Annotated in this window: 21 protein-coding genes; 12 read left to right on the plus strand and 9 right to left on the minus strand. The window is 39.9% G+C overall.

Annotation, left to right across the window (positions count from 1 at the left end):
* Nucleotides 1–47 precede the first annotated feature (47 nt).
* The 8 genes from tldD to mreB all read right to left on the minus strand — a co-directional run bounded on the left by tldD (nucleotide 48) and on the right by mreB (nucleotide 10,980).
* The gene (tldD, locus tag DK857_RS01675; protein WP_109393134.1) at nucleotides 48–1,493 is read right to left on the minus strand and encodes a metalloprotease TldD; all 1,446 of its coding nucleotides are present in this window, start codon (nucleotides 1,491–1,493) and stop codon (nucleotides 48–50) included.
* Nucleotides 1,490–2,350 carry a deaminated glutathione amidase gene (nit1, locus tag DK857_RS01680; protein WP_109401364.1) on the minus strand — a complete coding sequence of 287 codons (861 nt, stop codon included), beginning with the start codon at nucleotides 2,348–2,350 and terminating at the stop codon, nucleotides 1,490–1,492. Before nit1 ends, tldD begins: the two co-directional genes overlap by 4 nt.
* On the minus strand, nucleotides 2,347–6,147 hold the full coding sequence (gene yhdP / locus DK857_RS01685; RefSeq protein WP_109401365.1) for an AsmA2 domain-containing protein YhdP: 3,801 nt from the start codon (nucleotides 6,145–6,147) through the stop codon (nucleotides 2,347–2,349). Before yhdP ends, nit1 begins: the two co-directional genes overlap by 4 nt.
* 45 nt (nucleotides 6,148–6,192) lie before the next feature.
* Complete coding sequence (gene rng, locus DK857_RS01690) at nucleotides 6,193–7,662, minus strand: ribonuclease G (RefSeq protein WP_088493817.1); 1,470 nt, start codon at nucleotides 7,660–7,662, stop codon at nucleotides 6,193–6,195.
* Entirely contained in the window at nucleotides 7,659–8,246 is a 588-nt protein-coding gene (locus DK857_RS01695; RefSeq protein ID WP_109401366.1) for a Maf family protein, read from the minus strand. The genes rng and DK857_RS01695 overlap by 4 nt, the downstream gene beginning before the upstream one ends.
* 52 nt (nucleotides 8,247–8,298) lie before the next feature.
* The gene (mreD, locus tag DK857_RS01700; RefSeq protein ID WP_109393130.1) at nucleotides 8,299–8,787 is read right to left on the minus strand and encodes a rod shape-determining protein MreD; all 489 of its coding nucleotides are present in this window, start codon (nucleotides 8,785–8,787) and stop codon (nucleotides 8,299–8,301) included.
* A gap of 5 nt (nucleotides 8,788–8,792) precedes the next feature.
* Nucleotides 8,793–9,845, minus strand: a complete 1,053-nt coding sequence (gene mreC / locus DK857_RS01705; protein WP_109393129.1) for a rod shape-determining protein MreC — start codon at nucleotides 9,843–9,845, stop codon at nucleotides 8,793–8,795.
* A 91-nt stretch (nucleotides 9,846–9,936) separates the two neighbouring features.
* Complete coding sequence (mreB, locus tag DK857_RS01710) at nucleotides 9,937–10,980, minus strand: rod shape-determining protein MreB (RefSeq protein ID WP_023582893.1); 1,044 nt, start codon at nucleotides 10,978–10,980, stop codon at nucleotides 9,937–9,939.
* 688 nt (nucleotides 10,981–11,668) lie between these two features.
* Between mreB and acuI the strand changes: the two genes are divergently transcribed.
* The 4 genes from acuI to accC all read left to right on the plus strand — a co-directional run bounded on the left by acuI (nucleotide 11,669) and on the right by accC (nucleotide 15,384).
* A complete protein-coding gene (gene acuI / locus DK857_RS01715) occupies nucleotides 11,669–12,643 on the plus strand; it encodes an acrylyl-CoA reductase (NADPH) (protein ID WP_109393128.1) in 975 nt (324 codons plus the stop codon).
* Nucleotides 12,644–13,074: 431 nt separating this feature from the next.
* Nucleotides 13,075–13,518: a type II 3-dehydroquinate dehydratase gene (gene aroQ / locus DK857_RS01720; protein WP_075671487.1), complete on the plus strand. Its 444-nt coding sequence runs from the start codon at nucleotides 13,075–13,077 to the stop codon at nucleotides 13,516–13,518.
* Between the two features lie 33 nt (nucleotides 13,519–13,551).
* On the plus strand, nucleotides 13,552–14,022 hold the full coding sequence (gene accB / locus DK857_RS01725) for an acetyl-CoA carboxylase biotin carboxyl carrier protein (protein WP_075671489.1): 471 nt from the start codon (nucleotides 13,552–13,554) through the stop codon (nucleotides 14,020–14,022).
* Nucleotides 14,023–14,034: 12 nt separating this feature from the next.
* Complete coding sequence (gene accC, locus DK857_RS01730; RefSeq protein ID WP_075671491.1) at nucleotides 14,035–15,384, plus strand: acetyl-CoA carboxylase biotin carboxylase subunit; 1,350 nt, start codon at nucleotides 14,035–14,037, stop codon at nucleotides 15,382–15,384.
* Nucleotides 15,385–15,457: 73 nt separating this feature from the next.
* Here accC and DK857_RS01735 read toward each other — a convergent pair whose 3' ends face one another.
* Nucleotides 15,458–15,916 (minus strand): Lrp/AsnC family transcriptional regulator, encoded by a 459-nt coding sequence (locus DK857_RS01735; RefSeq protein WP_098941222.1) that lies wholly within the window; start codon nucleotides 15,914–15,916, stop codon nucleotides 15,458–15,460.
* Between the two features lie 343 nt (nucleotides 15,917–16,259).
* Here DK857_RS01735 and DK857_RS01740 point away from each other — a divergent pair, with 343 nt between their 5' ends.
* From DK857_RS01740 to DK857_RS01775, 8 genes are all read left to right on the plus strand, one after another.
* Nucleotides 16,260–17,483 (plus strand): aromatic amino acid transport family protein, encoded by a 1,224-nt coding sequence (locus DK857_RS01740; RefSeq protein WP_375804074.1) that lies wholly within the window; start codon nucleotides 16,260–16,262, stop codon nucleotides 17,481–17,483.
* Between the two features lie 27 nt (nucleotides 17,484–17,510).
* Nucleotides 17,511–18,713, plus strand: a complete 1,203-nt coding sequence (locus tag DK857_RS01745; RefSeq protein ID WP_109393126.1) for a MalY/PatB family protein — start codon at nucleotides 17,511–17,513, stop codon at nucleotides 18,711–18,713.
* A gap of 329 nt (nucleotides 18,714–19,042) precedes the next feature.
* Nucleotides 19,043–19,291 (plus strand): YhdT family protein, encoded by a 249-nt coding sequence (locus DK857_RS01750; protein WP_075671499.1) that lies wholly within the window; start codon nucleotides 19,043–19,045, stop codon nucleotides 19,289–19,291.
* Entirely contained in the window at nucleotides 19,281–20,726 is a 1,446-nt protein-coding gene (panF, locus tag DK857_RS01755; RefSeq protein ID WP_109393379.1) for a sodium/pantothenate symporter, read from the plus strand. Before DK857_RS01750 ends, panF begins: the two co-directional genes overlap by 11 nt.
* A 23-nt stretch (nucleotides 20,727–20,749) precedes the next feature.
* The gene (prmA, locus tag DK857_RS01760) at nucleotides 20,750–21,631 is read left to right on the plus strand and encodes a 50S ribosomal protein L11 methyltransferase (protein ID WP_109393125.1); all 882 of its coding nucleotides are present in this window, start codon (nucleotides 20,750–20,752) and stop codon (nucleotides 21,629–21,631) included.
* A gap of 321 nt (nucleotides 21,632–21,952) precedes the next feature.
* Nucleotides 21,953–22,924: a tRNA dihydrouridine synthase DusB gene (gene dusB, locus DK857_RS01765; RefSeq protein WP_069368388.1), complete on the plus strand. Its 972-nt coding sequence runs from the start codon at nucleotides 21,953–21,955 to the stop codon at nucleotides 22,922–22,924.
* A gap of 20 nt (nucleotides 22,925–22,944) precedes the next feature.
* Nucleotides 22,945–23,241 (plus strand): DNA-binding transcriptional regulator Fis, encoded by a 297-nt coding sequence (gene fis, locus DK857_RS01770; RefSeq protein ID WP_004245342.1) that lies wholly within the window; start codon nucleotides 22,945–22,947, stop codon nucleotides 23,239–23,241.
* A gap of 187 nt (nucleotides 23,242–23,428) precedes the next feature.
* On the plus strand, nucleotides 23,429–24,061 hold the full coding sequence (locus DK857_RS01775; RefSeq protein ID WP_109393108.1) for a hypothetical protein: 633 nt from the start codon (nucleotides 23,429–23,431) through the stop codon (nucleotides 24,059–24,061).

Below are 24,061 nucleotides of genomic sequence, written 5' to 3' on the forward strand. Positions count from 1 at the left end.
TCAAAAGATGGAGTTTAATTAATACGTATAAATAACTATAACAAAGATTAAGCAGTACCACCTACGGTGATCTTATCAAGCTTCAACGTTGGTTGACCCACACCAACAGGGAGGCTTTGTCCTTCTTTACCACAAACGCCGACTCCTTTATCTAAAGCGAGATCATTACCCACCATAGAGACCTGTTGCATGGCTTCAATACCTGAACCAATCAGAGTTGCCCCTTTAATGGGTTTTGTTATTTTCCCATTCTCAATTAAATAAGCTTCTGAAGTTGAGAAAACAAATTTACCCGATGTGATATCAACCTGGCCACCACCAAAGTTTGGTGCATAAATACCGCGATCAACGCTGGCAATAATTTCTTCAGGCGAAGATTTGCCTGCTAACATATAGGTGTTCGTCATACGAGGCATAGGAAGATGCGCATAAGACTCACGACGACCATTTCCTGTTGGTGCAACACCCATTAAACGTGCATTCATCTTATCTTGCATATAGCCTTTTAAGATGCCGTTTTCGATTAAAACATTGTATTGACCCGGAACACCTTCATCGTCGATAGCAACAGAGCCTCGACGGCCTTCAAGAGTACCATCATCAACAATCGTACAAAGCTCGGAAGTGACTTTCTCACCAAGGCGACCAGAAAATACAGATGTTTCACGGCGGTTAAAATCACCTTCTAAACCATGACCCACAGCTTCATGCAATAATACACCCGGCCATCCTGCACCTAATACCACAGGCATTGTTCCCGCTGGTGCTGCAATCGCAGATAAATTCACTAATGCCATACGTACTGCTTCACGAGCATAAGTGACTGCATGGCTTTCACCATCCAATTTAGTTAAGAAATAGTCATAACCAAAGCGACCACCACCGCCACTTGCACCACGCTCACGTTTGCCATCTTCTTCCACCAGCACGCTGACAGAAAGGCGAACTAAAGGACGTACATCAGCGGCTAACGTACCATCAGTTGCAGCAACCAGCACATGCTCATAAACACCAGTTAATGACGCATTAACTTGTTTAACGCGTTTATCTTCAGCACGAGCGGCTTTATCTACCTCATGCAATAATGCAATTTTCTCTTCGCGAGAGAGGCTTTGCAGAGGATCATTTAAGCTGTATAGCGGAGAATGTTGAATAGCACCTAAAGTATGGATACGACCATTACCTTTAGCTTGAACAATACTTCGTGCAGCATGAGCACTTTGGTTAAGTGCGTTAAGCGTTAGTTGGTCAGCATAAGCAAAACCGGTTTTTTCACCGTAAATTGCTCTAACGCCAACACCTTGATCAATATTGTAAGAGCCATCTTTAATAATCTGATCGTCGAGGACCCAAGCCTCGTGATAACTGGACTGAAAATAAAGATCACCATAATCAATTTGACGCTGTGCAAGCTGCTCTAGTGTTGATGCTAAATCATCTAAACTAAGTTTGTTTGCTTCCAACAGACTTTCGCTGACAACAGCTAAACTCATAATTCTTCTTTATCCTTAACTTTTTTGATTAAGTGGGTCAGTTTCGGGCGAAAACGGTTATGTTTTACAACTCGGATCTGTTCACGCATACCGTGTAAACTTTCGACACCAACATTCAGCGTTAGCGCACTGACAGCATCAGGGTTCTTTTTCAAGACTTTACCCCAGCCATCAACCGCCATAGTATGACCCCAAGTCCGGCGCGTATCATGTGTACCCACTTGTGCTGGCGCTAAGATAATACACTGATTCTCAATGGCACGAGCACGTAATAAAGGTTCCCAGTGTGCTTTTCCTGTTAAACGGGTAAAAGCAGCTGGCACAGAGATTATCTCGGCACCTTTTTCTCTTAATGCTTGGAAAATACCTGGGAAGCGTAAGTCATAACAGATCGTTAAACCTAATTTCCCAACGGGAGTATCAACAACGGTTAAGCGTTCACCACGTTGATAAATAGAAGACTCATTATATTCACCTTGCTCATCATCAATACTGACATCAAACATATGGATTTTGTCATAACGAGCGCGAATAACCCCTTCATCATCAAACACCAAGCTACTGCTGGTAATTTGGTCTGGAGAGTCTCGACTAATCAATGGCATAGAACCGACTAAGATCCATACTTTGTAACGCTGAGCCATTTTAGTGATAGCATTTTGTAAAGGCCCATCGCCCTGAATTTCAGCGTGTTTATGGTAATCTTTAGAGTTTGAAAAAAGTAACGCATTTTCAGGTGTTAATACAAGCTTCACTGAATCGGGTAATTGCTTAATCTGTTGCTCAATTTGCGCCAGATTATTTTTTGTGTTTTTACCGCTACAAAGTTGCAAAAGTGCGACATTAACTTTTTTCATAACGCCTGATTCTCCTTAAGCTGACGCAGTACTTCGTCAATTTTGGGTTGTTCCATAGTTCCGGTCACATGATAACGGATAACTGAAATCTTACTCCAAAGTGGCCCCAGAACCTTTGATGCCGCAAACACTGCGGCGCCTGCAATTGGGTTTATAGCGAATGCAGTAGCAACACCGACTGTTGCTGAAATCTCTGGCGTTACCACAACTTGTAGGTCCATTTTACGTTCAAGTAAATCAACTTTCCCACTGATTGCAATATCAGCAATAACACCATCAATTCGGACACTATCAGCATTCATAATACCTTGATTAATCGTAATTTCACTCTTAATCGAGTCATATTCAAAATGCTCGCTGAAAGTATCTCTAAAATCAAACTGTAATTTACGTAAAAGTGCATCGAAACTCACAAGGCGAAGTAACTTACCGGCTTGTCCGACATTCACTTTTTCTATCCGCCCTTTACCTAAAGTTGATTTAATATCGCCATTTAAGGTCGCAAGCTCAAAATTCCACGGCGTATTATGCCATTGTAATGAAAAATCAGCAGAAAGAGGAGATTGCAAAATAGGAACGATATAGCCAAAGTAAGCTGCCATTTCATCAATTTCATCTGCTTTTAGCTGACCTTGTAGCTTTGTAGTGTTGTTTCCTGCGATATCATCAGACCATTCGCCATTAACATGTAGCTCACCACTGCTATTTTCTAATTTACCGTCAGTTAAAAGCAATGTGCCATTACTTTGCTTTAATGAGCCTTGAATTTGCCCTAAAAGCAGACCATTCACCCAACATTCTCGACATTCAAAATCAATAGAAGGAATATTTTTTACTGAAAATTTCAATTCATTAGGATCAGCAACGTTCGCCATTTTTAACGTTTTCTCTTCTTGGGTAGAAGAAACAGCATTAAAATAGAGATAATTAATATTCACTTGCCAAGGTGCCGATGCTTCAGGAATAAACACATCGCCTCGTAATTCATTTCCTGAAAATGCAAATTTTACACCGTCACTAACGCGCATAATTTCAGTTTGAGGATCACGCCATTTTTGCCCTGCAAAATTTAAGTCAGGCAAACTGATGTGCACATTATCAGGAAAAGTGATTTCATTTTCAGATGGCGTTAAAGATGAAAAAGCCATTAATGTTGGCAACCATTTATCACCCTCTAATCCTTTAAGAGCAATAGTTAAGCGTTGTTGTGAACTCAATTCTGGTAATTTAATAGAAGAAGAAACAAGGTTACCTTGTAATAACCGTAACTGTTTTCCTAATGTCCACTGGCTATTAAGTTTCCACTGTTTCTCAGCACCTGCATTCACACTTAAGGTTTCACTGTTACCTTTTGCAGAAATAACAATAGGTGGTGAAGTTTTTAAATCTTGCGTTTCAGGTGCAGTTAATTTGCTACTTAATGCATTGATATTTCCGGTTAAATCGACTTGATAATCGACATCGCCTTTTTCGGGGATCTTCACATCAACGTTGCCACTCCAAGGAAATACGCCACTAAATTTCTGTTGAATATCGCTAGGCAATCCTTGAATTTTTTGAATATCCCATTGGCCTTTTAAGCCCACATCGACCTGATAATTATCCGTATCATTGTGACTTGTAAATGAGAAAGCAAGAGGCTGCCCAAACCAATTAGCCGTTAATGTATCACTCTCAAGTTTGTCATTGTGATAACGAAATTGTCCACTTACGCCCTGTAAGGTGGTATCCATAAAATTCAATGTGACATCATTGTTTTTTAAATTAATATCACCAGAAGCAATCACATCTTCACCATCAAAGGGAATATCTAATTTCAATGTACCATTGATTTTCCCTGCGACTTTAAGCTCTTCAAGTGTATGACCTATACTCGCCATTTGAGAATCTAAGAAATACTCTTTCAGCTCGTCGCCTGTGGCTTGAATATCTGCATTAATTAAGATCTTCTCTTGTCGATAGCTCTCAATCACTGCACTTAAATTTGTGGCAGTGGCTTTGCCCACTTTCGCCTGTGCAGAAGACATCCATAGCCCATCATTTTTAAAATCTAAATTAATATCTAGATCGAATAATACAGGCCATTCGCTATCAAATTTAAAGGTGGCGTGTTTAACAGGGGCATAAACTTGGAACCACCCTTTGTGATTATCAAAAGGAAAATCGGCGGGATCGCCATGGAAAATAAAGGTTCCATTATCGATATTACCCGCAATAATCGCCTCTGAGAGGTATTGTGTAAGCTCTTTACCAACATATTCCTCTGGCAGATAACGCCATGCATCTCCTGCATTTGTAACTCTTACACCTGAGAGTATAGAAAGACGCTGATCTTCTCCTTGTTTCTCGTAACGAAAATCACCCGTAACCCATGCTGATGTAGCTTGAACATCTAACCCTTCACTCCAAAGAGATAAGTCATCTCCAGAATGAGTCCAATAAACTGTTCCTTTCCCTTTCTCAATATTCAGCGGTGCTTTAAACAATTCACCAGTATCTATTTCACTGTTTGCTAACGCGAAATTAAGTTCACCGCGTTGCATATTACCTTTTAATTGCCCACTGAAATGTTGTACTGAAGGGATCTCTTGCCAACGCTTCCAACCCACATTTTCCCATGAGAGATTAATCGCGCTTTGCTCGAAATGCTCAGGCGTGAGATCTAATGCAAAATCATTAACCATCCCAGAAAATTGGCGATACTGCCATTGACGAACAAAATCAGGGGTTAAAAAAGAGAATAATGGCAATACAGCATATAGCCTATCTAACTCAATATTTTTGGCACGAATACGCCATGCTTCATCATGTTGTTTTTCTTTTGGTTGATAAAGAACGGCTAAATAGCCATCAGGCCACTCTTCACCATCCATGGTAATTTTTCGAGTATAAGGAATATCAGCAAGCCAACCATTTTCTTGCCTTCTCATCCGCAGTATTAAGTCTTCAACTTTTAATGCATGTGAGGTTCCATCACTACTCCAATCCATTTCACCTTGATGAATTTGCAACTGACTTCCGGTAATACGCCCTTGAGTAATTTCAATCCAGTTAGATAAACTCGCTTTGGCTTCACCTACTCCGCTATTATTTTTTACCCACTGACTAAGCCAAGGTGAGATATCAATATCATCAGCAGTAAGAAATACTTTACCGTTATCGATTAAACCGTTCTCTGTGGTATAGAGATCAAGACGTACCTTTAATCCGCCATAATGATTAATCGGTGTATCAAGAGTGACTTCACCTTGAGCACGATGACGATTTTTTTGATTTAACCACATCAATTCAGGCACATGCAATGTACTGGTGTCTCCTGAAGGGGTTAAAAAAACAAAACGGCTTTCAATCAGTTTAAAACGATCAAACTGTTCAAGGAAAATAGAAGAAATATCATCAGGTTCAGTTAACGTTATATCTCCACTTTGCCCAGTAAAAATAGGACTGTGGTAATTAACATATAACTGTTCAAAAGTTAGCTCACGAAAATGAGGGCGAAAAGCAAATAATGAACGCCAAACATCAAAAGAAAAAGTGACTTTTTCTACCGTAACGTTCACATCTTTATTGGTTACGTTCAGCCCTTCTACTTGGATCTCTGGGCCAAAATTTTGCCACTCTCCCATGATTTTTGTCATGGAGACAGGGCTATTGAGTTGCTTCGTAAGATACGATTCTATTTCAGGGCGATAGCTATCTAAGCGAGGCAGAAAGTAGCGAAATCCGCTTAATACCAAGGCAAAAACGATGAGGCAAAAAACTGTTATCACTAACAGGTATTTAGGCAGCCGCTTCATTTTTGTCTCCTTTCTGCCATCATATTCATTAGGAAGGCGAATCCATTACATCATCACCACATCAAATTGCTCCTGACTATAGAGTAGCTCAGTTTGCACTTTCACTTGTTTACCGACAAAAATTTCAACCTCTGCTAATGCATGTGACTCATCACCTTTTAAGGTATCTGCCACTGCTGAAGAGGCGTAAACCAAGAAGCGATCTGCATCAATAGTTTTATGTACGCGCACTATTTCACGTAAAATCTCATAACAAACCGTTTCAACTGATTTTACCGTACCTCGCCCTTGGCAAGTTGGGCAGTCATCACAAAGAACATGTTCGAGACTTTCTCGAGTTCTTTTACGTGTCATTTCGACTAAGCCAAGTTGAGAGAAGCCATTAATCGTTGTTTTCACTCTATCTTTACTTAGTGCTTGTTCAAGTGATGCCAATACTCTGCGTTTATGCTCATCATTATTCATATCAATAAAGTCAATAATGATGATACCGCCTAAATTACGTAACCGTAATTGACGAGCAATGGCTTGGCTTGCTTCAATATTAGTATTAAAAATCGTTTCTTCTAAATTTCTATGACCAACAAATGCCCCTGTATTGATATCAATAGTGGTCATTGCTTCAGTTTGATCGATAATTAGATAACCACCTGATTTCAATTCAACTTTGCGCTCTAAAGCCCGTTGAATTTCACTTTCTACACCATAGAGATCAAAAATAGGCTGATTGCCTTGGTGTAATTCAAGTTTAGCGGTTAATTCAGGAATATATTCACCAATAAATTCCTGTAGTTGATTGTAAGTTAATTTAGAATCAACTCGTATGCTATCTAATTCAGAACCTGCAAAATCGCGTAAAATACGCTGTGCTAAAGCCAGTTCGCCATAAATTTGAATGCGGGTTTTATTTCTTTTCTTACGCTCAATAATTTTATTCCATAAGCGTTTAAGAAAAGCGGCATCTTGCTTAATTTCATTCTCGCCAACACCTTCAGCGGCTGTGCGAATGATAAAACCGCCATTTTCATCACAATACTCTTCAACGAGTTGTTTTAAGCGCTCACGCTCTTCTTCACTATCAATTCGCTGAGAAACACCCACATGAGATGCACCAGGCATAAAGACTAAATAACGAGAAGGCAATGTAATATCAGTGGTAAGGCGAGCACCTTTAGTTCCTAAAGGATCTTTAACCACTTGTACAATTAAGTCTTGTCCTTGATGCACCAGTTGTGCAATATCACGAACATTAAATTTTTTCTGCTCTTCACCCGCAATACATTCAGTGTGAGGCATAATATCAGAAGCATGTAGAAAAGCGGCTTTATCCAGCCCGATGTCAATAAATGCAGCTTGCATCCCGGGTAATACGCGACTTACCCGACCTTTATAGATGTTTCCGACGATACCTCGTTTAGCTTCTCTTTCGACATGTATTTCTTGAAGTATGCCTCCACGAATATAAGCAACACGAGTTTCAGATGGCGTCACATTCACTAATAACTCAGCTGTCATGAAATCTCCTTCTCATTAGCTAGAGACGAAAATTGAGTTATCAACGCTTCGGTTTCAACAAGAGGCAATCCGACAACAGCATGATAACTTCCCTCAATCCGTTGAACAAAACGGCCTCCTTTTCCTTGAATACCGTAAGCGCCAGCTTTATCCATTGGCTCTCCTGACTCAATATACGCGCTAATCTCACTCTCTGTCATCTCTCTAAAAGTGACGTGTGTGACGACTAATTGGCTCAATGTCCGTGTTCTATTAGAGATAGCAATTGCTGTCATCACTTGATGAGTTGCGCCTGAAAGTGAACGTAGAATTTGCGCGGCATGGGTTTTATCACGAGGTTTTTCAAGAATATGACCATCATGAACCACAATAGTATCAGAGCCCAATACGGGATAATCATGAGGTGCTTGCCTTACACCTTCTTGTGATTTTTCTTTTGCCAAACGAAGAACATACTCTTCTGGCTTTTCACCTTGTTGCCAAATTTCATCAATTGCTGGCGTGATAATACTAAATTCAATATCTAATAACGCGAGAAGTTCACGTCTCCTTGGCGAGCTGGAAGCAAGGTAAAGCGTGGTCACAAATAATGTCCTCATGACGGTAACGCAAAAGTGACCGCCATGATCCAATAACTTAGTGAACTAAAAACTGGTGACGGATTTTGCGAAGCAAAAAATAAAGCCATGGCCAAAGAATACCACTGACTGGGCTATTCCAGAATACTTGAGGGTGAAAAGTCACTGGTGAAAGTAAAAATTCCGCCCAAAATACAGCAAGATCAACAACGACAACACTGAACATCACCACTAAGGCTTGTTGCCATAACGCTAAATTACAAAAAAGCTGATATTTAAAGGCGATGACATAACTCACTAAAGTATAGGCCAGTGCATTGACACCTAAGGTCGTTCCTTGGACTAAGTCCATAACCATCCCCAAGACAAATGCGGTTCCGACACTGATACGATGAGGAATTGCTGTTATCCAATAAATAAGAAATAACATGGGCCAAATAGGTCTATATACTGCTAACTGTTCTGGCCACGGCATAATTTGTAAAACCAATGCGACAAGAAAAGAGAGCCAAACAACCCAACGTCCACGACTTTGATATGGATTCATCGTGTCTACCTACTTCTATTGGTATTAGCTGGTGTATTTGTTGCAGCAGGCGTTGTTGCTGGTGCCGTGATTCCGTTAGTTCCTTCAGCCGTATTGTCTAACGGCTCTTGAGACATAGAACGAGGAAGCGGTGGCCCTGCTTGTTCATAATTAGGTAATACTTGAGGCATCAATTGCATTAAACGCTCATTGGCTGCGTGATAAACCTCTGAAGGAAGAGGGGGCTCCCCTGTTTTATCTGAAGCATTCCATAATAAAAGTAAATAGCGTAAACGCTGTAGCTCTGCTGATGGACGAACATTAATCACGGAATAAGCTCGTTGATTATCTACTTTAACGGAAGATACTACACCAACAGGATACCCTTCTGGGAAACGACCGCCCAATCCTGATGTCACTAAAACATCGCCTACACGAATATCAATATTGGCGGGTAATGCTTCTAACAATAAATCATCAGCACAACCTGCACCAGAAGCTATAACTCGAATATCGTTACGCAAAACTTGTACCGGTAATGCATGAGAAGTGTCACATATTAATAGGACACGACTCGTAAGCTCACTTACGGCAATAACTTGTCCTACAACACCCTTATCACTAATAACAGGTTGTCCTTCATAGACACCATCATTGGTGCCTTTATCAATAACCACTTGATCTCGATAAGGCGTACTATTACCAGACAGCACTTGCGTCACTGTCATTTGTTCATTTTGGCGTAATGGTGAACCAAGTAATTCTCGTAAACGGGCATTCTCTTGTTTAAATTGTTCAAGTAATTGACTTTCTCCGCTGCGAACTAACAACTCTTTTCTTAACGCCTGATTCTCAAATTGTAAACGCTCACGAGTGGCAAATGTTTCTGAAATTTGATCAAGGAAACGGCGAGGGCCATTTGCAAGAAAATAGAAGGGACTAACAGCAGTATCAAGATACTGGCGGACTTTAGAAAATGCACCAATACGATTATCAGCAATCAATAAAGAAATAGCGACAACCACGGCGATTATTAATCTTAGTTGCAGGGAAGGGCCCCGACTAAAAATTGGCTTCATAAACTCTAAGATCACTCACACGGAGAAGTAAAAGAACAGGCGTTAATATTCTCACCAAGGGGGAATCCATTCTCCCTTGTTAGAATTAATCTCAATCTTCGCTAAACAGATCGCCACCGTGCATATCGATCATTTCTAATGCTTTACCACCACCACGAGCAACACAAGTCAGTGGATCTTCAGCAACAATCACAGGAATACCTGTTTCTTCCATTAATAAACGGTCTAGGTTACGTAATAACGCACCACCACCAGTTAATACCATGCCGCGCTCTGAAATATCAGAAGCCAATTCTGGCGGGCATTGTTCTAATGCAACCATGACTGCACTTACGATACCTGTTAATGGTTCCTGTAAGGCTTCAAGAATTTCATTAGAATTTAATGTAAAGCTACGAGGTACACCTTCTGCAAGGTTACGACCACGAACTTCAATCTCATTGACTTCATCAGAAGGGTAAGCTGAACCGATATCGTGTTTGATACGTTCTGCGGTTGCTTCACCAATCAGTGAGCCATAGTTACGACGCACATAGTTAATGATAGCTTCATCAAAACGGTCACCACCGATACGAACAGAAGAAGAGTAAACGACACCGTTTAATGAAATCACAGCAACTTCTGTTGTACCACCACCAATATCAACCACCATTGAGCCAGTTGCTTCAGAAACAGGCAAACCTGCACCGATTGCCGCAGACATAGGTTCTTCAATTAAGAACACTTCGCGAGCACCTGCACTTAATGCTGATTCACGAATAGCTCTGCGTTCTACTTGAGTTGCCCCAACGGGTACACAAACTAATACACGAGGACTTGGACGCATAAAGCTATTGTTATGAACCTGTTTTATGAAGTGCTGAAGCATTTTTTCGGTTACATAAAAATCAGCAATCACACCGTCTTTCATTGGACGGATGGCAGCGATATTCCCAGGTGTACGCCCTAACATCTGTTTGGCTTCATGCCCTACAGCTGCAACACTTTTTGATGTGCCAGCGCGATCTTGACGAATAGCGACAACGGAGGGTTCATCGAGAACAATACCCTGTCCTTTGACATAAATAAGGGTATTGGCGGTACCCAAGTCAATAGACAAATCGTTGGAAAACATGCCACGAAATTTTTTAAACATACGAAAGGATAATCCTGCAAGCCGGGACGGAAAAATCCGTCTACTCTATCAACCACAATAAGCAGCGACAAGGCGCGATTCACTACTTAAATTAAAGTGGACACGTAAATAATCTTAAAGGCACAATATTCTACGTTACTTTTCCCAATTGGAGCAGAAAAAAACTGCATAAAAATGGGCTAATTAGAACGATTAACGCATAATTTCGATCCTACGCTGTTCATATTTAAGTTATGTAACAATACAAACAACGCTCACATCAATAAAGAAAAATCTCACTTCGTTGCCAAACTGTGACTCAAAAGTCTCGTTGCAAGTTCAAATAAAATTTATTCATTTGAATAAGCACAATCACTCTATTGATATTAAATGGTGTTTCACCGGCAAAATTTGACTGAGATAACAACCAGAGTACCCACCTCGAATACTTCTAAGGCAACACATTATCTTTATTTCGAGCAATAAAAAGAAATGCTAATTTTTATCCAATCGTAAACCATTAACGGTGTTATCTAATAACCAAGATATAAAACTCAGAATAATCTCTGCACCAATAAACGTAGAACCCCCGTTTATACACTAAAAAAGGATTATTTGTCTCATTATTACAATAGATATTGTGCACAATCACGACGAGGTCTAAAAAATAACCTATCATGACACAAATAGAAATCGATGAGGGGTCAAGATGAAAGCATTATTAGTAGAACAATATGACAACAAGCTCAGTGCCAGCGTACAGAGTGTTGATGAAAAAAAACTTCCTATTCATGAGGTTATTGTCGATATCCATTACTCAACGCTTAACTATAAAGATGGACTCGCGATCACAGGAAAAGGAAAAATACTGCGCCAATTCCCAATGGTACCGGGTATCGATTTTTCAGGTGTTGTTCATCACACCGAAGATCCTCGCTTTCATATTGGTCAACATGTTTTATTAACTGGCTGGGGTGTAGGTGAAAGTCACTGGGGTGGTCTTGCACAAAAAGCTGGTGTAAAAGGTGATTGGCTAACTGTAGTACCAGAAGGACTCTCTTTAAAAAATGCCATGACAATTGGGACTGCGGGTTTTACTGCCATGCTTTGTGTAATGGCATTAGAACAAGGCGGTGTCACTCCTGAAAGTGGTGATATTTTAGTCACTGGAGCCAGCGGTGGTGTCGGAAGTACCGCCATTAGTTTACTAACAGCATTAGGTTATCAAGTTACCGCACTAAGTGGCAGAGCAAGTAATCATGACTATTTACGCAAACTTGGTGCCAAAAATATTATCACTCGTGAAGAATTTGAACCTGCGGGTAGAGCTTTAGATAAACAGCGCTGGGCGGGTGCAATTGATACCGTAGGTGGGCAAATTCTTGCCAATATTCTGTCACAAACAAACTATAACGGAACAGTAGCGGCTTGTGGATTAGCGGGTGGTTTCTCTTTACCAACGACAGTCATGCCTTTTATTTTACGCAATGTTCGCTTACAAGGCGTCGATTCGGTTTATTTCCCAGCAGAAAAACGCGCTCAAGTTTGGCAACGCCTGTTAAAATTACTGCCAGAAACGTTCTATCGACAAGCGACGACTGAAATTACGCTTGATGAGGTTCCTCGTTATGCCCAAATGATTATGGATAATCAGGTAACAGGTCGAACCTTAGTAAAACTATAAATTTTTGGTTTTTATCTGCTTATTTCTGGCATTAATTCACCTTATTTAGTGCCAGAATAAGCTTCTTTGTGTGTAGTAGAGATATCAAGTTGTGACGTAGATCACATTTATGATATATATTGATGATTAATCTCAAAGAAGCTTAGATTTCCAGTGACATCAATAAATAACGTGGTGTTATGATTATTTTTTAATCACCTGTTTATTTTGCTTTCTCGCATTTACAATCTTGTAAAAACTTTTAACTTTTCATCAAAATAAACCCTTCATTCCCTGATTAGACCAGTATTTTGCTGTTATCTTCTGTGAAATGTCTATAATGTCGGACTTTGTGATATGTATCGTAGCATTGGATACAATAAAAGATGACAAAACGAAAAGCACAGGTTATTTTGTCATTTCGTTGACGAATTGACGGAGATAGAAGCATAATGTCGGAAAATTTTCATATTTTGCTCCTGAATGGTCCGAATCTAAACCTGCTTGGAACAAGAGAGCCGGAAACCTACGGACACTTAACTCTGGATGATATCGTTCAAAGTTTGTCAGCAGATGCTCAGGCATTAAATGTGAAACTCAGTCATTTTCAGTCTAACGCTGAATTTGAGCTGATAAATAAAATTCATGCAGCTCGGGGTAATGTCGATTATATATTAATCAACCCTGCAGCTTTCACGCATACCAGTGTTGCACTGCGTGATGCATTATTAGGGGTAGATATTCCATTTATTGAAATTCACCTATCCAATGTCTACAGTCGGGAGCCTTTCCGTCACCATTCATATCTCTCTGATATCGCAACAGGCGTAATCTGTGGATTAGGTGCAGAAGGTTATCGGTTTGCTTTACAGGCAGCGGTCAGCCGCTTGTCTTAATAAAAAACATCAAAAAGAGTACGGAATCAACTCATGGATATTCGTAAAATTAAAAAACTGATCGAGCTAGTCGAAGAGTCTGGCATTTCTGAACTGGAAATCTCTGAAGGTGAAGAGTCAGTACGTATTAGTCGTAACTCTGGTCTTCAGGGTCAAATGGCTCCTCAGCAATATTTTGCGGCACCAGTGGCACCACAACCTGCATTAGCAAATGCAGTTGCGCCTGTAGCCCCAGAAACACCAGCGGCTACACCAGCGCAAGAAATCAGCGGTCACGTTGTACGTTCACCAATGGTCGGAACGTTCTACCGCTCACCAAGCCCTGAAGCTAAGAAATTTGTTGAAGTCGGTCAGCAAGTCAATGTAGGCGATACTCTGTGCATCGTTGAAGCAATGAAAATGATGAACCAGATTGAATCTGACAAAGCGGGTGTTGTTAAATCTATCCTTTGCCAAGACGGCGACAACGTTGAGTTTGACGCTCCACTCTTTGTTATCGAATAACGAGGCAGGTCCATGCTAGAAAAAATCCTCATTGCCAACCGTGGTGAGATAGCACTGCGTATCCTAAGAGCATGTAAAGAGCTTGGGATCAAAGCAGTTGCTGTTCACTCCACGGCAGACCGTGATTTAAAACACGTTCTGCTGGCAGACGAGACTATCTGTATTGGTCCCGCTGCTTCAGCAAAAAGTTACCTAAATATCCCTGCAATTATTGCAGCGGCTGAGATCAGTGGCGCACAAGCCATTCATCCAGGATACGGTTTCCTGTCTGAAAATGCTGATTTCGCAGAGCAAGTTGAACGCTCAGGCTTTATTTTTATCGGTCCAAAAGCTGAAACCATCCGCCTAATGGGTGACAAAGTTTCTGCTATCGAAGCGATGAAAAAAGCGGGTGTTCCTTGTGTACCAGGATCAGATGGTCCTTTAGGTAACGACACTGCAAAAAATATTGAAATTGCTAAACGTATTGGCTACCCAGTTATCATCAAAGCCTCTGGTGGCGGTGGTGGACGCGGTATGCGTGTTGTTCGTTCTGAAAAAGATCTAGAACAATCCATTACAATGACGCGTGCGGAAGCAAAAGCAGCATTTAGCAACGACATGGTATACATGGAAAAATACCTTGAAAACCCACGTCATGTTGAAATTCAAGTTATGGCTGATGGTCAAGGTAATGCAATCTATTTGGCTGAACGTGATTGCTCAATGCAACGTCGTCACCAAAAAGTGGTTGAAGAAGCTCCAGCACCGGGTATTACCCCTGAAATCCGTAAAAATATCGGCGAACGCTGTGCGAACGCATGTATTGAAATCGGCTATCGTGGTGCAGGTACATTCGAATTCCTGTATGAAAATGGTGAATTCTACTTTATTGAGATGAACACCCGAATTCAGGTTGAACATCCAGTAACAGAAATGATCACTGGCATCGACTTAATCAAAGAACAGTTACGCATTGCATCTGGCTTACCTTTATCAGTAACGCAAGATCAAATTAACGTTCATGGTCATGCAATTGAATGTCGTATCAACGCAGAAGATCCAAAAACCTTCATGCCAAGCCCTGGTACGATCACTCGCTTCCACTCACCTGGTGGGTTTGGCGTGCGTTGGGAATCGCATATTTACGCAGGTTATACTGTTCCACCTCACTATGATTCAATGATTGGTAAATTGATCACTTACGGTGAAACACGCGAAATCGCGATCTCTCGCATGAAGAATGCGTTGGCGGAACTTATCATTGATGGTATTAAAACCAATATTGAACTACACCAGTTCATTATGAATGATGAGCAATTCCAAAAAGGTGGTACCAACATTCACTACCTTGAAAAACGTTTAGGTTTAGCTGAGAAATAATCTTTCTCACTTAACAAGAAAAGGCATAGTTAATTAACTATGCCTTTTTTATTGCAGGTTTTCTGATAGGTATTTATTTAATAGGAAACCCTTTAAAAGGTTTTATTTCTCGAATACTAAAACTGGTGTTCATCTCTTTAATATTACCAATAGCACGCACTTTCATCATTGAAACGTTGTGAAAATCTTCCATATCTTTAACAACCAGTTGCAACATATAGTCGTATCGGCCTGAGATATTATGACAAGAAATCACATTATCAATTTTCATTATTTCTTGTTCAAAATGCGCCATATTATCTTCAGAATGCAGATCTAACGTGATGTTCATAAATGCATAAAAATTAAACCCTAAATGCTTAGGTTCAATTATCGCTCGATAACTCTTTATCACTCCCTTTTCTAATGCCTTAAGTCGCTTCCAACAAGCCGGAGGAGATAAAAAAACACGCTTAGCAATTTCCGCATTATTTAATCGCCCTTCTTCCTGTAACAGCTTAAGGATCCCCATATCCGTTTTGTCAAGATCCATTCTATTCGCACCTCTGTGACATTAATCAAAATAACGTTTTTATCAAAGATAATTAATTCATAACTCAATTTTAGCGAATTTTATTAATAAATAAGTCCATCTAACTTCCAATATGGAGAAATAATTAATCACACTAATTGCTAAAATAATTTTCGAAGTATCGTTATTCAGCTAATACAAAATGATTAGAAATCATGTTCCAAAAATAAACTTAACAAAACAAATACTATAAATTTTACTTTCACATGGGATTACATGTATGACCTTATTAGAACAAAAAGTTGATAGGGCCTCTCTCTCAAAAGAAGAATGGAAAAAATTAACTCGATTTGATAATACCGATATGGGGTGGATTATTATCAGTATCGGTATGGCAATTGGTGCAGGTATTGTTTTTTTACCCGTACAAGTTGGCTTAATTGGGTTATGGGTATTTTTACTCTCTTCTATTATTGGTTACCCTGCCATGTACCTCTTTCAACGCTTGTTTATTAATACCCTTGCCGATTCTAAAGAATGTAAAGACTACCCGAGTGTTATCGAAGGTTATCTTGGTAAAAACTGGGGAATGTTTTTAGGGTTACTTTACTTCTTGATGTTAGTGATTTGGATTTTTGCTTATCCAACAGCGCTGACTAATGATACAGCATCTTACCTACACACCTTTGGCATAACAGAAGGATTACTGTCAGAAAATCCATTCTATGGCCTAATTCTTATCTCATTTCTCGTTTTAATTGCATCACGAAGTGAAGAGTTATTATTTAAAATCTCAAGCTTTATGGTGTTATCTAAATTATTGGTTGTGTTTGCGCTAGGTGTCATGATGATCAGCATGTGGGATCTGTCGAAAAATATCGATACCTTCCCGCCTTTTAGCCTATTAATCAAAAATGCTATTATTACCCTACCTTTTACGCTCACTTCTATACTCTTCATTCAATCCCTTAGCCCAATGGTAATTTCTTATCGTGCTAAAAATAAGTCGATTGAAGTCGCTCGCTACAAAGCTCTAAGAGCTATGAATATCTCTTTTGGTACACTATTTTGTGTTGTCTTCTTCTATGCCGTTTCTTTCACCTTTGCCATTGGACATGATGAAGCGGTTAAAGCCTATGAGCAGAATATTTCTGCACTAGCGATCGCAGCGCAATTTATTGAAGGTGATGCAGCTAAATACGTGACTCCCGTCGGTGTGGCACTCAACATCTTTGCATTAATGACAGCATTCTTTGGTGTTTATCTTGGCTTTAAAGAAGCAGTACAAGGCTTAGTCATGAATGCTCTTACTCGTATTATTCCCGCAGAAAAAATCAATCAGAAAGTCCTCTCGCTCTGTATTGTTATTTTCACTATCGTTATTGCGTGGGGAGCTATTGTTCTTAATCTCCCAGTATTGATGTTCACTTCAATATGTAGCCCTATCTTCGGGATTGTAGGTTGTCTTATTCCTGCTTATTTAGTTTACAAAGTACCTTCATTGCACCGCTATAAAGGTGGATCACTGTATTTAATTATCTTTACAGGCATCCTGCTTTGTATTTCCCCTTTCTTAAAATTTATTTAATTAAATTAGACGTATTAAAGGCTTACCATGAAATATAACTTTGATGAAATTATAGATAGAAAAGATACCGATGCTTTAAATTATGATGGTTGGCGCCAGTATATTTTTAAAACAGATAAAGACGCGCAATTTGCCTTTACTGATAATGAGTTTATTAGAATGTGGGTTGCAGATATGGACTTCTCTACTCCACCTGAAGTTCTTGATGCCATTAAAGCACGCCTTGATAGAAAAATATTAGGTTATACCAAAGTGTATGATGATGAGTATTACCAAATATTTAAAGACTGGTGCCACAGACATTATGATTGGGAAATTGATCCGCGTGAAATCGTATTATCACCGGGTATTATTCCTGCGTTAAATCGCCTAGTGCCTTTATTAATAAAAGAAGATGAAAGCATCCTGATTCAAACGCCTTCTTATACACCCTTTAAACAAGCGGGAGATTATAACTCTCGCCAAGTGCTCTACTCTGATTTATTAGAAGAAGACGGTGAGTACGCTGTCGATTTTGCTGATATGGAACGCAAAATTAAAGATAAGTCTCTTAATATTAAGCTCTTTATTTTATGTAACCCTCAAAATCCAACAGGTAAAGTATGGACAGAAGAAGAGCTAATTAAGATGGGGAAACTCTGTATTGAAAATGATATTTGGATGATATCAGATGAAATACATTGTGATTTATTACGTAACGGTGTGACGCATACTCCTATTGCTAAACTCTTTCCTCATTATGAGAAAATTGTCACCTGCATGGCTCCAAGCAAGACATTTAACCTTGCAGGTAATCTAATGTCTCATATCTTTATTAAAGATGAAGAAGTAAAAAAAGAGTGGCTTCGTCTTTATGATGACTTTATTTCACCATTAAGTTTAGTTGCCACAAAAGCCGCTTATTCTCAATGTGATGAATGGTTAAAAGAACTAAGAAACTATCTTGATGATAATTTTAAATTAGTACAAGAATTTACTCAGATTCATTTTCCAAAAGCAAACTTTAAAATACCTGATTCAACCTATTTAGCATGGATTAATTTGGCAAATTATTTACCTGAAGATGTCGATAACCAACAGCTTTCACTCTATTTTGCTAATAAAACAGGCATTCTATTAGAAGGTGGAAATATGTTTGTAAGTAATGGTGATAACTATATTCGTATTAATCTTGCTTGCCCTCGCACCATTATTAAAGAAGGTTTAGAAAGAATAAAAAATGCCCTTTAATTTTTAATTTATGAGATGAGTAAAACAAAGAAGAGCACCACTTTTGATTAATTTATTTTAGTGTCTGCTCTTCTTTTATCCTATTTCTATTATATTAAACACCCTGCTTATGGCGATTATTTCAACAATTTATTTGTTGATTAATATATAAATCTATCTCTATTCTATTATTCTCTTAATAGAAAATGGTCACTAATCCTTTTAAAACAATAAGATAATCTATTTTTAATATCCTCTCACGACTTTGTGATTAATTTTCACTGAATCAATACTCACTTTCCCGTACAATCCTCCCATCATTTTTAACCCTATTAAGATTGGGAGAACAGATGGACAAACGTTTTGTTCAGGCCCACAAAGAAGCCCTTTGGGCCCTAATTTTAACTTTTATGTATTTGTTGGGTTGGTTAATTACCGGCTATTTACCTGATAACACACTAGGCATTACTGGTTTACCTCTTTGGTTTGAGCTTTCATGCTTATTCCTACCTGTTTTGTTTTTTCTGTTGTGCTATCTGATGGTGCGCTACTTTTTCAAAGATATGCCGTTAGGAGATGAGCATGACGATGCAAACTGAGGTCATAGTGCCACTGATTGGCTACCTTCTGCTGGTCTTTCTGTTATCGGCTTATGCTTATCGTAAGCGCGAAAAAGGTGAGTTTCTTAACGAATATTTTCTTGGTAACCGCTCAATGGGTGGCTTCGTGCTAGCCATGACTATCACTGCAACTTATGTCAGTGCCAGCTCCTTTATTGGTGGGCCAGGTGCTGCCTATAAATACGGTATCGGTTGGGTATTACTTTCGATGATCCAACTTCCCGCTATTTGGCTCTCTCTGGGTGTTTTAGGGAAAAAATTTGCCATTTTAGCGCGCCGTTATAATGCCGTAACCTTAAACGATATGCTCTATGCGCGTTACAAAAGCCGTTTTCTAGTCTGGTTTGCCAGTTTAAGTCTATTAGTCGCTTTTGTCGGCGCTATGACAGTGCAATTTATTGGTGGAGCGCGCTTATTAGAAACTGCGGCAGGCATTCCTTATGAATTCGGCTTACTGATCTTTGGGATCTCCATTGCGTTGTACACTGCAATTGGTGGATTTAGAGCCAGTGTATTAAACGATGCCTTACAAGGCCTTGTGATGTTGCTTGGTACTTTTATTCTCCTGTTTGCCATCATCTATAAAGCAGGAGGATTAGATATTGCGATACAAAAACTCAATGCCATCGATCCTGCGTTAACATCTCCCCAAGGGGCGGATGGTATTTTAAGTGGCCCATTTATGGCTTCATTTTGGGTACTGGTCTGTTTTGGTGTTATCGGCTTGCCACATACTGCGGTACGTTGCATCTCTTACAAAGACAGTAAAGCCATGCATAAAGGGATTATCATTGGTACCATTGTGATGTCATTACTGATGTTTGGTATGCACTTTGCTGGCGCATTAGGCCGGGCGATCATTCCTGATCTGACAGTTCCTGATCAAGTTATTCCAACACTGATGGTTGAAGTATTACCACCTATGGCAGCTGGTATTTTTCTTGCGGCGCCAATGGCTGCCATTATGTCGACGATTAATGCGCAACTGTTACAATCATCAGCAACGTTAGTCAAAGATCTCTATCTCAATATCGCCCCGCATGCGATCACTAATGAGAAACGTATTTCTCGTTTATCAAGCCTTTCGACCTTGATTTTAGGTGTATTACTGCTGTTTGCAGCATGGAACCCACCATCGATGATTATTTGGCTTAACTTACTTGCTTTTGGTGGCCTACAAGCGGTTTTCTTATGGCCTTTAGTTCTTGGGCTTTATTGGGAAAAAGCCAACCGTTATGGTGCGATTGCGGGCATGATCACAGGCGCCACACTCTACGCTACCCTTGCAACATTTAATATCCAGATAGCTGGATTCCACCCCATTGTTCCATCACTGTTATTGAGCTTAGTCGCATTTCTTGTGGCTAATCGATTTGGAGAGCATACTCTGCCTCAATCAGCATCATTACAGTGAATTCGTTTTTAAAGAGACTAATTATGCCTTGGATACAATTAAGACTTAATGCAACCGCCGCTAATGCAGAAGCTATTGGTGATGAATTGGTTGAAAGCGGTGCCGTTTCAGTGACTTTCCAAGATAGTCACGATACCCCTATTTTTGAACCTTTACCGGGTGAAACTCGTCTTTGGGGTGATACTGACGTTATCGGTTTATATGATGCAGAAACTGACATGAAAATCGTTGTGGCGATGTTAGAAAATACGCCATTACTCGGTCAAGGTTTCCTGCACAAAATTGAACAACTCGAAGATAAAGATTGGGAACGTGAATGGATGGATAATTTCCACCCGATGCGTTTTGGAGAGCGTTTATGGATTTGCCCAAGCTGGCGTGAAGTGCCTGACCCTAACGCCGTTAACGTCATGCTAGACCCTGGTCTTGCATTTGGTACAGGTACCCACCCTACCACCTCATTATGCCTTCAGTGGCTTGATAGTTTGGATTTAGCGGGTAAAACGGTTATCGACTTCGGTTGTGGCTCTGGCATTTTAGCTATTGCGGCATTAAAACTGGGTGCAGCAAAAGCGATTGGTATTGATATCGATCCTCAAGCTATCCAAGCAAGTCGTGATAATGCACAGCGTAATGGTGTTTCTGATGCACTCACACTGTATCTTGCAAAAGACCAGCCTGATAACCTCAGCGCTGATGTTGTAGTCGCCAATATTTTAGCAGGCCCATTGCGTGAACTAGCACCTATTATCAGCACACTGCCTCGCCAAGGTGGACATCTAGGTCTTTCAGGTGTGTTAGCGACACAAGCAGAAGGTGTAGCTGCTGCCTATGAAGGATTATTTAACTTAGATCCTGTTGCTGAAAAAGAAGAGTGGTGTCGTATTACCGGTATGAAAAAATAACGCCGAACAAATATTAACCAAAATGAGATAATCTTATTGCGTTAAAATTTCACTTAATTATTGTTTATCAGGCATTAATCACATTTTTGCCTGATAAACTCTACTTAGTTTCACTTGTTTATCAATTCTATATCATCAATTTTTAATTTTCTAAAAACATATAACATCATGTTTTTATTGATTAAATAATCAATTCATAAAAAATCAAGTGTAAAAAAGTAACTTTTTTTCGCAATTTGGTTAAACTTTGTCCTTTCATATCTGGCAAAAAATGCGTAATATACGCGCCCTTGCAGTCACAGTTTGGCCCTCTTTTCATCTATGCGAATCGGACAGTATCAGTTAAAAAATTGCCTTATCGCGGCTCCCATGGCTGGCGTTACAGACCGACCTTTTCGGTCGCTTTGCTATGATATGGGTGCGGGTATGACAGTTTCTGAAATGCTTTCTTCCAATCCTCAGGTTTGGCAGACAGACAAGTCTCGATTACGAATGGTACATAGTGATGAATTGGGGATCCGCTCCGTACAAATTGCAGGAAGTGATCCCGTTGATATGGCGGCAGCTGCGAAAATAAACGCAGATAGTGGCGCTCAAATTATCGACATTAACATGGGTTGCCCTGCAAAAAAGGTGAATAAAAAGCTAGCCGGTTCAGCACTACTTCGTCATCCCGACCTTGTCGCAGAGATCCTCTCTGCTGTGGTTAACGCGGTAGATGTTCCTGTTACTCTCAAGATCCGTACTGGCTGGTCACCTGATGAACGTAACTGTGTAGAGATTGCCAAATTGGCTGAACGTTGTGGTATTCAGGCTCTCACTATTCATGGACGTACACGCGAGTGTTTGTTCAAAGGGGAAGCCGAATACGACAGTATTCGGACAGTTAAGCAGAGTGTTTCTATTCCCATTATTGCGAATGGAGACATAACAGACCCGCTAAAAGCCAGAGCAGTATTAGACTACACTGGAGCCGATGCTTTAATGATCGGTCGCGCTGCTCAGGGAAGACCCTGGATCTTTCGGGAAATCCAGCACTATCTGGACACAGGTGAACTGTTGCCCCCTCTGCCGATTGCAGAGGTACAACAAATAATGCAAAAGCATGTGCGTGAGTTGCACGACTTTTACGGTCAAGGCAAAGGAACTCGCATTGCACGCAAGCATGTCTCTTGGTATCTCAAGGAACATGCCCCTGATGACCAGTTTCGGCGCTCCTTCAACGCCATAGAGGATGCCAGCGAACAGCTGGAGGCGTTGGAAGCATATTTCGAAAATTTTTTGCGTAAATAAATAAAAGAGCTGACAGAACTATGTTCGAACAACGCGTAAATTCAGACGTACTAACAGTTGCCACCGTAAATTCACAAGATCAGGTGACCCAAAAACCTTTACGTGACTCAGTTAAACAAGCACTGAAGAACTATTTTGCTCAATTAAACGGTCAAGACGTTAATGACTTATATGAGCTAGTATTGGCTGAAGTTGAACAGCCATTGTTGGACATGGTAATGCAGTACACCCGTGGCAACCAAACGCGTGCGGCGCAAATGATGGGCATTAACCGCGGCACACTGCGTAAGAAACTGAAAAAATACGGCATGAACTGATCCTAGTCAGTTAGGTCTATTTTTATAAAAAGCCTTTTCTGGTTTTCCAGGAAAGGCTTTTTTGTTGCTTATTTTTCACACTTTCTCTATAAAGCTAATAAACATGTTACCAAATATGGTAACATACTGCTGCGTTACCAAATATGGTAACATGATATTTATCCCATCAAATAATAAGAGCCAAAAGATGAATAAAGACATCGTAAGTGTCATTACAGGCGATATCATTGATTCTAAAAATATCCCCATCCAAAGCTATGATCTTATGCTCTACACTTTGGAGCAAACAGTTCAGCTACTCTCAGAACAGTTACCAATTAAATATGATCGATACCGCGGCGATTCTTTCCAGATTGTTTGCTTACAAGCAGAAGATGCTATCAAAGCCGCCATCGTCATCCAATTGGCACTAAAAACGTCAAATCTAGAAATCAGTGCTCGTCAAAGTATTGGCATCGGCAAAATTGACTCATTGCGTAATGATGTAAGAACTTCAATTGGTGAAGCCTTTATTTTATCTGGCGAAGGGCTCGATAAAATGAAAGGTGAAATTTTGACAATATCGGCATCTAGCTCAGATTTTCAACAAAACATTACCTTAGTCACTAAGTATTTAAATGTACAACTCAAAGAAATTACTCGAGCACAAGCGCAAGTTTTACTTAAATACATGGTCAATAAAGATAAATCTCACTATGCTATCGCTGATGAATTAAAAAAATCGAGAAGTAATATTACTAGATTATTAAATGCTAGCCACTACCAGTTAATAGATGAATATATTCAATACTTTAATTATTTAATTAACAAGGCTTATTGA

Source organism: Proteus terrae, assembly GCF_003144325.1.
Taxonomy (GTDB): domain Bacteria; phylum Pseudomonadota; class Gammaproteobacteria; order Enterobacterales; family Enterobacteriaceae; genus Proteus; species Proteus terrae.

What these genes read in the sequence shown, in the direction of transcription:
- fis (WP_004245342.1), top strand. Translation starts at nt 22,945, where the DNA reads ATGTTCGAACAACGCGTAAATTCAGACGTACTAACAGTTGCCACCGTA.
- tldD (WP_109393134.1), bottom strand. Translation starts at nt 1,493, where the DNA reads ATGAGTTTAGCTGTTGTCAGCGAAAGTCTGTTGGAAGCAAACAAACTT.
- DK857_RS01740 (WP_375804074.1), top strand. Translation starts at nt 16,260, where the DNA reads ATGGGGTGGATTATTATCAGTATCGGTATGGCAATTGGTGCAGGTATT.
- panF (WP_109393379.1), top strand. Translation starts at nt 19,281, where the DNA reads ATGCAAACTGAGGTCATAGTGCCACTGATTGGCTACCTTCTGCTGGTC.
- acuI (WP_109393128.1), top strand. Translation starts at nt 11,669, where the DNA reads ATGAAAGCATTATTAGTAGAACAATATGACAACAAGCTCAGTGCCAGC.
- DK857_RS01745 (WP_109393126.1), top strand. Translation starts at nt 17,511, where the DNA reads ATGAAATATAACTTTGATGAAATTATAGATAGAAAAGATACCGATGCT.
- DK857_RS01775 (WP_109393108.1), top strand. Translation starts at nt 23,429, where the DNA reads ATGAATAAAGACATCGTAAGTGTCATTACAGGCGATATCATTGATTCT.
- dusB (WP_069368388.1), top strand. Translation starts at nt 21,953, where the DNA reads ATGCGAATCGGACAGTATCAGTTAAAAAATTGCCTTATCGCGGCTCCC.
- mreD (WP_109393130.1), bottom strand. Translation starts at nt 8,787, where the DNA reads ATGAATCCATATCAAAGTCGTGGACGTTGGGTTGTTTGGCTCTCTTTT.
- nit1 (WP_109401364.1), bottom strand. Translation starts at nt 2,350, where the DNA reads ATGAAAAAAGTTAATGTCGCACTTTTGCAACTTTGTAGCGGTAAAAAC.
- yhdP (WP_109401365.1), bottom strand. Translation starts at nt 6,147, where the DNA reads ATGAAGCGGCTGCCTAAATACCTGTTAGTGATAACAGTTTTTTGCCTC.
- prmA (WP_109393125.1), top strand. Translation starts at nt 20,750, where the DNA reads ATGCCTTGGATACAATTAAGACTTAATGCAACCGCCGCTAATGCAGAA.
- mreC (WP_109393129.1), bottom strand. Translation starts at nt 9,845, where the DNA reads ATGAAGCCAATTTTTAGTCGGGGCCCTTCCCTGCAACTAAGATTAATA.
- rng (WP_088493817.1), bottom strand. Translation starts at nt 7,662, where the DNA reads ATGACAGCTGAGTTATTAGTGAATGTGACGCCATCTGAAACTCGTGTT.
- DK857_RS01750 (WP_075671499.1), top strand. Translation starts at nt 19,043, where the DNA reads ATGGACAAACGTTTTGTTCAGGCCCACAAAGAAGCCCTTTGGGCCCTA.
- aroQ (WP_075671487.1), top strand. Translation starts at nt 13,075, where the DNA reads ATGTCGGAAAATTTTCATATTTTGCTCCTGAATGGTCCGAATCTAAAC.
- DK857_RS01735 (WP_098941222.1), bottom strand. Translation starts at nt 15,916, where the DNA reads ATGGATCTTGACAAAACGGATATGGGGATCCTTAAGCTGTTACAGGAA.
- accB (WP_075671489.1), top strand. Translation starts at nt 13,552, where the DNA reads ATGGATATTCGTAAAATTAAAAAACTGATCGAGCTAGTCGAAGAGTCT.
- mreB (WP_023582893.1), bottom strand. Translation starts at nt 10,980, where the DNA reads ATGTTTAAAAAATTTCGTGGCATGTTTTCCAACGATTTGTCTATTGAC.
- accC (WP_075671491.1), top strand. Translation starts at nt 14,035, where the DNA reads ATGCTAGAAAAAATCCTCATTGCCAACCGTGGTGAGATAGCACTGCGT.